Source organism: Marinoscillum sp. HNIBRBA16962, assembly GCF_057801515.1.
This window is the reverse complement of sequence record NZ_CM173603.1, coordinates 2,704,045-2,718,714: the sequence shown is the minus strand read 5'-3', so window position 1 is coordinate 2,718,714 and position 14,670 is coordinate 2,704,045. Positions and strand designations below refer to the sequence as shown.

The 14,670-nt window shown below is 46.9% G+C and carries 7 protein-coding genes; 1 reads left to right on the top strand and 6 read right to left on the bottom strand.

Annotated elements, in window-relative coordinates; genetic code table 11:
- Positions 1-134: 134 nt before the first annotated feature.
- The 3 genes from AC3E9V_RS11505 to AC3E9V_RS11495 form a co-directional block, all read right to left on the bottom strand.
- Positions 135-1,946, bottom strand: a complete 1,812-nt coding sequence (locus AC3E9V_RS11505; RefSeq protein WP_488753344.1) for a pyruvate kinase — start codon at positions 1,944-1,946, stop codon at positions 135-137.
- A 129-nt stretch (positions 1,947-2,075) separates the two neighbouring features.
- Entirely contained in the window at positions 2,076-2,447 is a 372-nt protein-coding gene (locus tag AC3E9V_RS11500; protein WP_488753343.1) for a DUF1304 domain-containing protein, read from the bottom strand.
- 53 nt (positions 2,448-2,500) lie between these two features.
- A complete protein-coding gene (locus AC3E9V_RS11495) occupies positions 2,501-4,342 on the bottom strand; it encodes a beta-N-acetylhexosaminidase (protein WP_488753342.1) in 1,842 nt (613 codons plus the stop codon).
- Positions 4,343-4,481: 139 nt separating this feature from the next.
- Between AC3E9V_RS11495 and AC3E9V_RS11490 the strand changes: the two genes are divergently transcribed.
- A complete protein-coding gene (locus tag AC3E9V_RS11490) occupies positions 4,482-5,639 on the top strand; it encodes a hypothetical protein (RefSeq protein WP_488753341.1) in 1,158 nt (385 codons plus the stop codon).
- Positions 5,640-5,685: 46 nt separating this feature from the next.
- On the opposite strand, the gene AC3E9V_RS11485 is transcribed toward AC3E9V_RS11490, so the two are convergent.
- The 3 genes from AC3E9V_RS11485 to AC3E9V_RS11475 form a co-directional block, all read right to left on the bottom strand.
- Complete coding sequence (locus AC3E9V_RS11485) at positions 5,686-5,985, bottom strand: hypothetical protein (protein WP_488753340.1); 300 nt, start codon at positions 5,983-5,985, stop codon at positions 5,686-5,688.
- 90 nt (positions 5,986-6,075) lie between these two features.
- Complete coding sequence (locus tag AC3E9V_RS11480; protein WP_488753339.1) at positions 6,076-6,699, bottom strand: hypothetical protein; 624 nt, start codon at positions 6,697-6,699, stop codon at positions 6,076-6,078.
- On the bottom strand, positions 6,689-14,653 hold the full coding sequence (locus AC3E9V_RS11475) for an Ig-like domain-containing protein (RefSeq protein ID WP_488753338.1): 7,965 nt from the start codon (positions 14,651-14,653) through the stop codon (positions 6,689-6,691). Before AC3E9V_RS11475 ends, AC3E9V_RS11480 begins: the two co-directional genes overlap by 11 nt.
- Positions 14,654-14,670: the final 17 nt, after the last annotated feature.

Here is a 14,670-nt window from a genome sequence, read left to right as displayed (position 1 = left end):
ACTTTTAAGTAAACAAAGGAACTTATTTTCCATGCAGAAAGTACTAACAAGTGCTACCAAGTCACATTTATAAAACTACTCATTATTAAAATCATTCGTTTAGAGGGGTTCAATCTAAATGGATACCATTGAACTCAACCAGACAGCTTCCGCAGCTTAGGAAGCATTGGAGCATTCTTATCCTGATATTCCTCGGAGCGCACAATAATTTGATTGAGCAGTTCTATAGCTTGTACGATATGAGGCCCCTTATTCAGCATCACACATTCGGCTTTGGTTGCATTCACTGCGTCGGTTATCTCAGACCGAGCAGGTAATCCTTTTTTGGCGAGGTTTTCCAAAACCTGCGTAGCCCACACAACCGGAACATGACAGGCATTACAGATCGCAAGTATTTCCCGCTGCACATCTCCTATCCGATCCCAACCCACTTCTATAGCCAGGTCTCCCCGCGCAATCATGACCCCCAGCTTACTGCTTTTCATGCCTTCCAGCAAAATATCCGTTAGATTGTTATAGCCTTGCTGGGTCTCTATTTTCAGGATCACTCCCAGTTTATCTTTTACCCCAAGTTTTTCGAGCTCATTTAAAATATCCGACACGTCACGGGGTGTATTTACAAAAGAAAAGTTTACCGCATCGGCGTGCATGGCTATAAACTTCAGATCTTCCTTGTCCTTCTCTGTTAGTCCCCGGATTTTCAGACTGGAACGCGGAAAATTCAACCCCTTATCAGCTCTAAGCTTAGCTCCTCCGGACTTCACCCGGGTTATCCGGATCGCTATATAGTCTTTATGCTTTTCGTTAATCTCGCCCTGAATCTTCCCATCATCAAAAAACACCGATTCTCCCACATGTACATAATCCAGCACTTCAGGCAGGGTAGTGCTTATAAAACCAGGGATCAGAATTTCCCCATTTTTATTATATGTGGCCGGACTACCTTTGAGAGGCATTCTGTACAAGTGCAAAATATCACCCTTCCGAAGAAATATTGATTGATCAATGGGTGGTAACTCCCCTACTTCAGTTGCACCATGCGAGGCCTCTAGCTGTGTGCCGGTCTCAATATAAGCTGAATCCTGGCATTCTGTAATGATGCTATGAGCCAGGATTTCCGTAACAACCGCTCGTCGTTTCTTACCGCGTGTATCCGCAAATTTTATTTCCTGTCCTTCAGTCAGGCGCTTTGACCAATCCGTGGCTACCGGCAAATCATTATCTCCCAGGTGGGTTTTATCCGGACTCACCAGCCTGATGACTGCCGGGTGGACCACCTGGCCATATTCATTTCTCACCGGTTGAAAGACCTTTATTTTAGGGCCATAAGCAAGCTCTCCGGTCCTGATCTTAGGTCCTCCCATATCCATGGTGATGGTTACTTTTTTCTGCAGCTTATCTGATGCCAGCCTGATATTAGCGATCACCTCAGACCATACTTTTTGGTTGTCATGCGCACAATTAATGCGTGCACAGTTCATCCCCCGAGACAACATGTCCTCAACCATGCCGTAATCATGTGCACTTTTAGAAGGCATGGTGACCATAATGCTTAGCCTCCTGCTTTTTGGTTTTTGTCCTAAAAGACCGGCAGTGTGCTTTAGTAATAACTTTTCACTTCCCTTTATGGAAATTGCGTTTTTCACCGGAAATTCCGCAGGCTCGTTTAGAAGCTTTTTCAGGTAAAAAAGAGTTGTTCTCAGTCTTACTTCCACATGTGCTTCTGCCCGGGCAAGACGGGTCATTCCCAAATACCCAAGTTTGCGCTGAAGCTTACGAATATCGTAAGACCTTAATGACTTGTAATGAATGAGATTACGGGCACTCTTTCGGTATGCATCACTTACATGATCTAAAACAGACATATTTTCCTTTTCCCTGGTCTGAATGCCGTCGATGAGTGCCTCCAGGTTGGCTTTGATTTGCTGGATCTTGTGAGCCTTCATGGCCTTTTAAAAGTTAGAAGGTAAAGCTGGTCAAAGACCATCATCAAAACAATGACCGGAATCATGCCATTCCATGAATATGTTGACTATTTTCCTGAAAAACAGGGAATTAAATTTTCCAGGGGAGGTTTACATCAAGTGCCGATAGACCAGTAATGCGATCGCTATGAGCGCAGGCAATGCCTGGACAAAAAAGATCTTCTTTGAAGCGGTAGCCGCTCCGTAAATGCCGGCAACAGCCACACAGGATAAAAAGAAAAGACTTACATTAACCTGCCAGGACGGATCTTTGATTAACAGCCCCCAAATGAGACCGGCAGAAAGAAATCCATTGTACAATCCCTGATTAGCTGCCAGGGTTTTCGTTCTCTCAAAAAGGTCATCCGGAAATTGTTTGAACACTTTCCTGGCATGGGTGGTCCACACAAACATCTCCAGCCATAAAAAATATAGGTGAAGTAGCGCTACAAAACCTATCAGAAGCTTAGTTATCAGATCCATCGGATAAAATTAGGCCATCCATTTCTGAAAAACAACCCGGATCATGGCAAAAATTATTCAACTAAAATCACGGCATTAGAAACACGACTTCCTCTTCCTTCCTGGTTAAACGCCCTTACTTTCAACGTTGCGGATTCCTGCAGGTCTATCCCTCCTTCGTACTTGTCGGAATTCATATCAGGCTCGCTTCCATCCAACGTGTACCGCAATTCGGTCACCTTCGCAGGGTTTTCCAGCAGCAAGGCCTCTCCTGCTTTCAGTCTGACTGTATCCGCAACAGGAGGATGAGGAATGCGGTAGTTGACCCCCAGCTGGTCATACCGCAAGTATTGTTGATCCATTCTTGACTGGAAATCTGTATAGTCTTTTTGATCCTTTGGTGTCCAGGTGATCTCAGCAAGAGCTGAGATGCGTGGCATCATCATGTATTCCAGATGCTCCGGCGTAGCAATGTATTCTGACCACATGGTTGCCTCAGCCCCGATGAAGTATGGGTGAAACTCAGCCGGCACGGTATCGGGGGTTGGATTAAATCCATAGACTTTTTCGGAATTTGTCCAGCAATATCTTTGACCGTAAGGCTCCATTTTGGCACGATCAGGTTTCACATGGATCCCGTCAAAATAGAGAAACTGGTTGGGTGACATGATGACCTTATGTTTTTGTTTGGCAGCCTCTATACCGGCTTCCAGACCAAGCCACGACTGAAGCATCGCATTGGGAGCTATTCCTCCTTCCATGATCTCACTCCACCCGATCAGGATTTTGTCTTTGGAATTGATGTGTTTTTCCATCTCACTGATAAACCAGCTTTGCAGTTCATGCTCATCTGCAAGGCCTTCTTCTGCGATCCTCTCCTGACACTTAGCACATTCCTTCCACCGGTCTTTTGGGCACTCATCCCCTCCGATGTGGATATATTGAGAAGGGAAGAGCTCTGCAACTTCATCAATCACATCTTTCAAAAAGACAAAGGTGGAATCATTGCCGGCACAGAACACCTCTTTAGATACTCCCCATTTCTTCAAAACGTCAAAAGGTCCGCCGGTACAGCTCAGGTGAGGATATCCTGCAAGAGCAGCCTGTGCATGTCCGGGCATCTCAATCTCCGGAATGACCTCAATAAACCGCTCTTTCGCATACGCAACTACCTCCCTGATCTCCTCCTGGGTATAAAAACCCGCCACCGGTATGGTATCATATTTTTGGTCTTCCCAGCTGGTCTCATGGTTGAGAACGATCGTACCATCTCTCCTCGAACCAATGGTGGTAAGTTTTGGGTATTTCCTGATCTCGATCCTCCAGCCCTGATCTTCTGTGAGGTGCCAATGAAACTTATTTAGCTTATGATAAGCCATGTAGTCCAGGTAGCGCTTGGTGGTTTCCACCGAAAAGAAGTGCCTGCACGGATCCAGGTGCATACCCCGATACGAGTATGTCGGCTTATCCGTAATCTTAACCCTGGGAAGTCTGAGGCTTTCTTTCAGAGGCTCACCATTATAAACTTCCGGAGGCATGAGTTGCAAGAGTGTTTGAACACCGTAAAAAAGACCCGCAGAGGCATTGGCGGTGATAACTACCCGATCGTTCACTTCCAGCTGGTAGCCTTCAGCACCGAAGGTTTCATCAAAAGCTGTGGTGAGCATAAGCTGTATATGCCCGTCAGACCCCGTTACAACCTGACCGGTGCCCAGCTCTCCTTTCAGGTAATTCGCAACAGATGCCAGACTATCTGTGGTAGTGGCTATCACCGGATGGGATGGTAAAGTGATCGTACCGCCTGTGGGCGTTACGGAAACAGGTTTTGGAATGATGGAGGTTTCAACGGTCTCAGTGGTTTGCTTACAGCTGAAAAAAAGAGTTAAGATTAAAAAGGTTAGGATTGGGTTTTTCATATTCAGGGGTTTTGTGCTTAGGTGAGCATCTAAATTAAGGAAATTTCAGGCACTTGCATATGACTTTTGATAGTAAATGTGGTTTTATAAAGGCCTATAGTTTCGTATATTGGGAGCAGAAATCCTTTGTTCACAAACAATGTTGCATTGCCGCATCCTCATAGCGGGCCTACTGGTCACCTTATCCTGCAGTTCCCTCACTGCCCAGGTCCGGTTCAATGTAAATTCTCCATTTACCCCAAATGTAAACCTGAATCAAAAAAAACGGGAGATCAAAGACCAGTTTAAGCAGATCAGGAAAGACAGCCTCGCCAGGCTGGAAGCACGCATGGAGCAGATAGAGCAGCAAATTGAGCGTCTGGAAAACCTGGATTCTACAGATCTACAGGTGGATTCCACACTTTTTGGGGTCGACTCATCTCTCGTGGAAGTGGACACCTCTAAAGTCCAACTGGATTCACTCTATGAGGCACTTAAAGAAACAGACTATATCCAGGAAAAGCTGGGAAGGGAACTTGATTCCATTGACCGGCTCAAACAAATGATCAAATGGGACAGCCTGGAAGAGCAGTATGTGGCCGAACAGATGAAAAGCTACTTCCAGTCCAAAGGCTACTTACCTCCTACGCCAACCTCTGACGACCCGGTCAGCGATCTGAAAAACTCCATGAAAAATGAGCTGCCGGGTATGCACCTGAACCCGGAGAGCTTTAAAAGCAAAGAGGCGCTCTCCCGGGAAGCGGCTAAGCACCTCAACAAGCTGAAGAAAAAATACCTGAAGGTGGATGACCTGCGCTATCCGGAACAAGGAGTGGAAAAGCCCAAACCTTACAACACTTTTACCGACCGGCTGATCTTTGGCGGGCAGATCAACCTGACCCTTTCCAAAAAGCCCACACTGGATGTAAAACCCAATGCAGGGATCATGCTGTCTAAGCGTATCCGGCTGATGGTGGACTACAGCGCTATGTACTTTATGCGACCGGAGCTTACTTTCCTGGAGCGCAACGAAGAGAAGAAACAGCGGATTGGTTCTTTTCTGGATGTGGACATCACAAAAGGATTTTTTGTGCGTGGCAAAGCTGAAAAAGCGTTAGATGTGCCTCTAAAAAGCACCAAGGACCTGGATTACTTTATCGGTGTGGGGAAAACCCTGACCCTTTACAAAGGGTTAAAAGCCCAGGTGGTTTTCAGTCATTCCTTTACCCCCAATGAGCAGGGCAAGCGGTGGTTTCTGGAGTACGGCATCCAGCAGCAGGGTATTAGCAGGTTATTTGGGAAGAAGGAGAAGGAATGATTCTAGATATTAATTCAATTATCGGGTCCAGTTTAGAGAGAGTTAATCAGAAACTTGGAGAACCAACTTCTAAGGAATCGATTAAGCCTTCCGGCTTAATTAAAGATGCCCGAACGGGTACTGAATACGCCTCAGCTGTCTCTCCGCCTGATACCAGCCCAAACCCGCTGGTTACTTCATCGGCTATTACAAAGCTGCTGCTGTTGCTGCCCGGTGTACCCAGGTATTTGGCATAGGCCTTCACCTTCACCGTGTCCCCGGCATTTACATACAGGCTCAGGGTCGGGCCTACTACTTTTCCTTCGTTTACATTCAGCCTCGATGACTCATTCCCAAAGCCATGCACCAGGTGGGTATGGTCATAGTTAACATCTAGCTGGCGGGTTTTTCGGTCGCGTTACAAACGCACACGAACGGGGAAGCGGCAATGTAAAATCTACCTAATAATCCTAACACTGTCCTTCTTAACTTCCTCGAGCTTATTGTCTTTTATAGCAAATATGGTGACAATTGAATCTTCAATCGTCTCATACTTATCTTCTTCTTCATTGTATGCTCCAACAAACCCATTGACTGTCGTTTTGGTTAAAATACTGTCATTGAGCATCTCAGAGTTTGAGTCAGTAACTCCCCCTGAAGCAACACTATTTTCGGATATCACAATTCTATTTGATGAAGAACTAACCGATGACAAAAAAACAAGATAAGCTACGATTGAATTTATTCGATCATCTTTCTCTACCAACACTAAAGCACAAGCATCCTCTAAAATTGAATGTGCATATAATTCAGTCTCATTACAACCGTAATCAAAACCTTTACTTTTCAAAAATTTGGTGAAAAATTCACATCTAATTTCTGATAGCTCATGTATGTTGATTTTTGAGACGTCTATTGATTCAAAATCACTTAACGGTAAACGTAGTTCATCCAAAATATCACAGTTCGGGTTTTCAACAGCTACTGAATCTGACTGTAAATCAGTAGATTCATGTTTACTTGCAGGAACATTAGTGCATGATAGTAGCACTAGCATCAATCCTATAGCCTTATTTTTCATCTTGATTTAATATTTCATCCACTGAATTATAGATATTTAGTAAACTCTCATTTATAGCAAGTCTGGATTCTAATATTTCTACGTCTTTCCCTTTGGCCTGCTTTCTTGCAATTTTAGCTTTGAGTCTTTTTACCTTAGACCCAAGATAATCAATTTTATCACTTAAAGAGGGGGTATTTGATTCCCCAGCAGGCCTTCCTGCCCCAACGAAAACACTGGTTATGTCTGTTCCTCCCAGAATAACCCCGTTCCACAATGTCCCCTCTGAATTTGTCTTTTGATGATCATTTAAGCTTTTTCCACCACCGTTTTTCGTAGATTGCGCTATTGTCATTCGACCTTTTTCATCTTTTGCAATGACTAACCCTGTATGGGTAATTCCTTCACTACCCTTCATTTGCCAAAAAGCAAAGTCACCAATACGCACTTCATTTATATCAGTAACCCATTCGCCAGATTTCTTATAGTACTCAGCTTGAGCTCCTGTCCAGTTGCCCGGATCATATCCTTCTTTCAAAGCGATCTCCCGACAAAACTCCGAACAATCAACATAATTGTCTGTATACCTTGAACTTCCAGTAACCTGCTTATATTTCCGTAAATCAGATTTAACAGCTTTTTTTGCATTTTTTACTCGGTCTCCTGGTCCTAATCCATCAAAATCAACATATCTAACTGGGTTATTTTGGGTATAGTTATAGGGGGAATATGCAGGAAACATATCTACCATAGGATCAATTTGCCAAAATCTTCCCAAAACTTTATCATACATGCGGTTGCCATAATCTAAAACCCCCATCTCTGATTGCTCCTCCTTCTCGTTGTACAAGTATCTATTCGGCTTACTCAATGTTCTTTTAAACTCTCCAAAGGGAAGACCAAAGGGGTAAAACGACTGAGCCTGCACTATCGGCCCATAGCTATGCTCCACCTCCAGATCGTCAAAGAACACATTGAAATCATCCTGGGTTTCATTCCCTACATAAATATACACATACCCCTGCTGATCGGCTGTCAACTGTAGGGATAATTCTTCAAAGGCTCCATTGCTGGCGCTGCTCACCTGCATAAATCCACTGGTAATGTAGTTATGATCGGTATCAAAGTAATGGTAGGTGATGTAAGCTTTCGGTAGGTCCGGATCACTGGAGAAGCCCAGGAAGCCGGAACCACTACCCAGTAAACTATTGATAGCTGAATAGGCTTCAGCAGTCTCTCCACCGGATACCAGCCCAAACCCACTGGTCACTTCATCGGCTATCACAAAGCTGCTGCTGTTGCTGCCCGGTGTACCCAGGTATTTGGCAAAGGTTTTCATTTTTACCGTATCCCCGGCATTCACATATAAGCTCAGGGTCGGACCTACTACTTTGCCTTCGTTTACGTTGAGTCTTGCTGCTTCATTTCCAAAGCCATGGACCAGGTGCGTATGATCGTAGTTTAAGTCCGTCTGCCGGGTGGCAGCCACATTACCAAACAGTCCTTCTTCTTCGGTAGCCAGCTCGGTCTCCATGGTCGCCAGGTAGGTGTAAGACTCGGTTTTGGAGGTGAGGGTCATGCGGACATTGCCCAGGTGGTCTTTCAGGTGGTATTCATAGGCCCATAGCGGTCCCCCCTCGGTCCCCGGGATGATGCGGCCCTCACTGTGTTGGATAAATTGTAATGTGTCGTTCTCAAACACCAGTGGTCCCTGGTAGCGGGTCACGGTAGTGTCATTACCGGAGATGGTGGTTTTCTTCAGCTTTATGCCTGCTGCATCGTAGGTGTAGAATACTGTCACGGTATCCAGGTAAACCGCCTCAGGCAGGTTCAGGTGATTGTACCGGATGGAGTCGATGCCTTTGTTTTTGTCTGCCGTCATGCTGCCATTAGCGTCGTACAGGTATTCATCAGTCACTGATGCTCCATTCTTAAACCCTCCGTCATCGCCACCGTCTTCTACCTTCGTTAGCTGGTTGCCGCTGTAGGTATAGATCAGGTTGTCAAGGGTGACCGAGTTGTCATTGGCATCCATTCCCTCTCGCTGAAGCCCCAGGATGTTGCCATTCGCATCGTAGCTGATGGCCGGAACATCGTAGGTGGTAGCCCCCAGGGTGCCGTTCTCTCCGTAGTTGGCGGCTGTGAGTCTGTTTAACGGATCATAGGTATAGGCATATTGCAGATCGTCGGTATCCAGGCTGGTTTTCCAGAGCATTCGCCCGATGTTGCCGTTGTGCTGGGCATAAGTGCTCCCTGCATCGTCGTATTGCAGCTGCATGCCAAAGTGGTCCATGCTGCTATACTCATTACTGCCATCTGCGCTCAGATCGGCTTCATTGAGCTTGGTGAGCCAGCCCCGGATGTTGTATTGATAGTCTAGTGATTGTAAAACACCCCCCGGACCTCCCCCGGCCCCTCCAACTGGAGGGGAGACATGCAGATTTTTTTCTTTCAGCTGGCCTATTTCGTTGTAGACCTGTTCGCTGATGGTAACGGTATCCTCACTGCCGATCTGGTGTGCTGCTGTGATCAGCCGGTCGGCATGGTCGTAAGTGAAGTACTCGGTGATGGGCTCCGTAAAGCTGCCGCTGAGGTGCTCTGTTTTAGTGGTCAAGACTTTCCCAATGAAATCGTACTCATTGGTAGAGCGGGTGATGCTCAGGTCATCATTGTGAGTAGTGGTTTGGATCACCCGGTATTTATGGTCATAATAGATCACAGTATTTAAGAAGTTGGCGGTGCCCAGCACCCGGGTCTTGCTGCCAGTCACCTGTCCTCTTGCCGGGTCCAGCTGATCTCCGGAGGTTAATCCCACAGCCGAAACAGGTGTAAAATCAAACTCAGTCGTCCAGCCGCTCAAAGACAAATGATCATAGGTATCGTAGTAGGTTACGCTTAAGATATCTCCAAGCGTTCCCGTACCAATGTTGGTAAACGGATAGGCGCCATCATCATACCCGTGTGTACCACTGCCATCGTAAGTGAGGGATCGTTCACTAAGCCCCATAATGTAGGTCTGTAGTGTGGCCTGGTCTAGGCTATCGGTCAGGAAACCGGTGATCACAGGGCGGTTCAACCCATCATAGGTAGTGAAGGTCCATTTATTCGAGGTGCGTTGCACCGCGTCCTGGGTCAGCACCAGCCGGTCCCACTGGTCGTAGACCATAAAGACCGTATCTGCCCCCGGGACTTTTTTGTAGATCATGCGTCGGTATTCATCATATCCATAGATAAAGCTCAGCTCCTGGATATTTGTGCTACTCAGCGGACTTGTTGCTTCGGACTGCTTAGGTGGCAGCACAAACCTGAGCTGGTTGAAGTCGTCATACACGTAGTGCGTTTCATGTCCTTCCACAGACTTCAGGACGGTCTGCCCTTCCTTATCCGTGTAGGTCACCACTTCATGGTCTTCTTCATCCGTGACGGTCGTTACCCATAGTTCATTCGCCGGATAGTCTCCATTCCGGACCAGCTGATCATTGTCCACTTCATAGAGTGGCACTTCGCTGGAAGTATTGGTTCTCCAGCTGTTCTGTACCGTGTGGTTGCCCGGCTGCCAGGCCTGTCCGGGAGCCCCCTGTTCGGTAACCCGGTTTAGCGGACTGGCTTCAAAGATCTTTTTGGCAAAAGGATAAGCATCCGTAACCACATCGTTTCCTGTGTTTTGGTAAAAAGCAAATTGATCGCTGTTGGTATAATTGGTTGGGTCAATAGCGTTGGCTTTATAGCCCCCGTCATTTCCTCCGGTGTAAGGCAGGAAGCTTACCGAGTCACGCCCAAACTGATCATAAATGATCGGCTGAATAATGTCCTGATGTGAAGGGGACGCTCTCCACCCTACCGTCTGCATGGGTCGCCCGAGCCCGTCGAAATATTGGATGGAAACCGACTGCTGTTCTTCACTGAGGCCTGTGACAGTTGAGACATCTGTTATTCCTTCTTCTTTTATAGCATGGGAAATGATGTAGTTGTAGTTACCAAAAGCGGACTGGTCTTCCGTTATGGTGACACTTTGGCTGGTACCGGATATTCCCTGGCCGTCTGTAAAGGTCACATGGTAGGTGCCCGTACTGGTAGTGGTATGGCTGTTTTGAGTAGCTCCGGAAATGGAGGTATTGTCTTTATACCATTGGTAATTGGTATACCCATCAAGCGTTATCGTCACCGACTCGCCCAGAGAAACAGAAGTGGTGCTTGGCGTGGGTATCGGATCAGAGACTACAGTGATGGTCTTTGTATCGGAGTTGCTGCAGCTATTTCCGTCCTGGTAGGTATAGGTGACTGTGAATGATCCTTCACCGGATTGCTGGGGATTAAACTGGTTGCTGCTTACATAGGTGCCACTCCAAGTGCCACCGGAGGGAGAACCTCCGGAAATGGTAAAGGTTGGGGTGCTGGCATAGACTGTAATATTTGAGCCTGCCGAGACGGTGGGATTGTTATTGATGATCGCAGTGATGGCTTTACGATCTGTATCAATACAGCCGGTCGATGAATTGTAGCTGGCCGCATAATAGGTTGTTGAGCTGCTCAGGGTTGGTGTGGTGTAGCTGGTGCCGGTATACAGTAGGCTGCCTCCACTACTCGCACTATACCACCGGATCGTATTGCCGTTATTTCCTGGACTGGCGGTTAAGGTAACTGTACCACTACCACATCGATCCTCATCACTGCCACTGGCAAGGGAAGGTATGGGATCTACTATTGCTGTTATGGCTTTACGGTCTGTATCAATACAACCCGTCGATGAATTGTAGCTGGCTGCATAATAGGTCGTTGAGCTGCTCAGGCTTGGCGTGGTGTAGCTGGTGCCGGTATGCAATAAACTGCCCCCACTGCTCGCACTATACCAGCGGATCGTATTGCCGTTATTTCCTGGACTGGCGGTTAAGGTAACTGTACCGCTACCACAGCGGGCTACATTACTGCCACTGGCAAGGGATGGGATCGGGTCTATTACGGCGGTTATCGCTTTCCGATCCCCATCGATACAGCCCGTTGATGAATTATAGCTGGCCGCATAATAGGTCGTTGAGCTGCTCAGACTTGGCGTGGTGTAGCTGGTGCCGGTATGCAATAAACTGCCTCCACTACTCGCACTATACCAGCGTATGGTATTGCCGTTACTTCCCGGGCTGGCTGTTAATGTAACCGTACCACTGCCACAGCGAGCTGCATTACTGCCACTGGCAAGGGATGGGATCGGGTCTATTACGGCGGTTATCGCTTTCCGATCCCCATCGATACAGCCCGTTGATGAATTGTAGCTGGCTGCATAATAGGTTGTTGAGCTGCTCAGGCTTGGCGTGGTGTAGCTGGTACCGGTATGCAATAAACTGCCTCCACTACTCGCACTATACCAGCGTATGGTATTGCCGTTACTTCCGGGGGTAGCTGTTAATGTAACTGATCCGGTACCACAGCGGGCTACATTACTGCCACTGGCAAGGGATGGGATCGGGTCTATTACGGCGGTTATCGCTTTCCGATCCCCATCGATACAGCCTGTTGAAGAATTGTAGCTGGCTGCATAATAGGTTGTTGAGCTGCTCAGGCTTGGCGTGGTGTAGCTGGTACCGGTATGCAATAAACTGCCTCCACTACTCGCACTATACCAGCGTATGGTATTGCCGTTACTTCCGGGGGTAGCTGTTAAGGTAACTGATCCGGTACCACATCGGTCTGTGTTGCTTCCGCTGGCAAGCCCGGGGATCGGATTCACTGTAACCTGAGTAGATGGTGTATATGTGGCACAGGATCCGCGCTGAACCACTGCCTGTATTTCCCAGGTTCTTGTCCCACTTGACCACTGGCTAAGTGAATGAGCAATACTGTAGTCATTATCTGTTTCCTGAAAAGTGCTCCATGTACTCCAGGAACCACTTCCATCTTTGTAGCGCTTTTGCCACCTATGAATGGTCCCTGTTTGTCCGGATATGGAGAAAGTTACATTGCCTGTCCCACATCTGGAACCTGCACTACTGGATACAGTCCCCGCTACTGTTTGCGGATATACCGTAACCTGGGTGGAAGGGTAATAAGTAGCACAAGAGCCTCTCTGAACAACTGCACGTATTTCCCAGGTTCGGGTACCATCAGCCCATTGGCTGAGGGAATGAGAAATGCTATAGTCATTATCGGTTTCCTGAAAAGTGCTCCATCCGGACCAGGACCCACTACCATTTTTGTACCGTTTCTGCCAGCGATGAACCGTACCACTCTGACCTGATATTGAGAAAGTCATGTTACCAGTTCCACAGCGAGTCCTGGGACTGCTGGAAACTGTTCCTGCAACCGTCTGAGGCTTAACAACTACCTGAGTGCTGGGGTATAGGGTATTGCATTGAGAGCCACTTTTCACAACGGCTCTGATCTCCCAGGTCCTGTCTCCGTCAGACCATTGACTCAAAGAATGAGCAATACTATAGTCATTATTTGTTTCCTGGAAGGTGCTCCATGAACTCCACGAACCTGATCCGTTTTGATATCGCTTTTGCCAACGATGAACAGTCCCTGTTTGTCCGGATATGGAGAAGGTCACATTGCCGGTTCCGCACCTGGAGCTAACGTTGCTGCTCACTGTACCGGCAACAGTCACAGGGTCCACGGTTATGGTCTTGGTTGGATATAATGTGCTACAGGTCGATCCACTTTTAACAACGGCCCGTACCTGGTAGGTACGCTGACCACTGTTCCACTGCGATAGGGAAAGACTTTTGCTGGTTACATTATTTGTTTCTTCGTGAGTAGACCAACTGGTATAACTGCCCGACCCGTTTTTGTATCGATATTGCCATCTATGAACGGTCCCTGTATGACCTGATATTGAAAAAGTTTCCGTACCACTACCACAACGATTGCTGATCCCTGAGATGGAACCTGCAACAGTCGCTGGCTCAACGGTGACTTGCTTTGCACTAGAATATGTTGAACTACAAACCCCGCTCTTAACCTGCACCCTCACCTGGGCATATAAATTTTGAGAACTACTATTGGTTATTGTTTTGCTTCGGGTTGTAGAAGTGCTTGTGCTAAAAGTGGACCATGTAGACCATGAACCTGATCCTATTTTTTCCCGGTATTGCCACTTTTGAATAGTACCACGCTTCCCTGAAGAAGTAAAAGTCACTATAGACGAGTTGCAGAAAGTAGTAAGGTCTGAACTCATACTGCCCCCAATGGATGTCTCCCAGGACTTAGCCGTAACCTGAGTACGGCTCGAAGCTGCGCAACCAAACGCAGTTTTCAGTAATACCCAATAGGTTTTTGTCTGCCCTGGGCTGATGCTGACCGTGTAAGAGCTCCCTACATGAACAGGTGATCCACCGGTAGAGCTCGTATACCACTCGTCTGTTGAGTGATAAGATCCCATTGTTATGCTACTTACGTTACATGCTTCAAACAAGGTGGTAGACAAAGTTGCCGGGGGATCAGAATCCCACCCTGGCACAAAAACAGAAGTAGCACTGCTCCATCCTACTTGATTTTTTGCTCTTAAATAATACCACCCAGAAGATGTTATCATCCAGGTGGATGAGGAGTTTGAGGTACTTGTTCCTGTAGAAGATGTTTGCCAGTACCAGGTTGTACCGGATGGTGGTGAACCATTGAATTGCAACTCAGCACTTGTACAGTGATATTCGTATGATGGCGTAGGTGGAGGTGACGGAGGACTCAAGATAGTAATATCTTTACTTGCCGCAACATAACCACCTTGAAGAAATTCCACTCTCCCACTGCTACTGTGAGTCCATTCTACAGTTACAGTCTTACTTCTTGGGCTTTGAGAAATAATTGTTCCACCGGTCACATTCCATTCTGCCGGATTGTTGTCTAACAATGGACACTCACTACAGTCATAAGTATGAGTAGAATACCTTTCTACCGTACTAGGGCCAGTCATACCGACCAAAGGATTTTCTAAATCTGAAAAACCAGGATTTAAGAGAGTGGAGATTGCTATTAATAAAAACATTTCAGCTATTAGTTAAT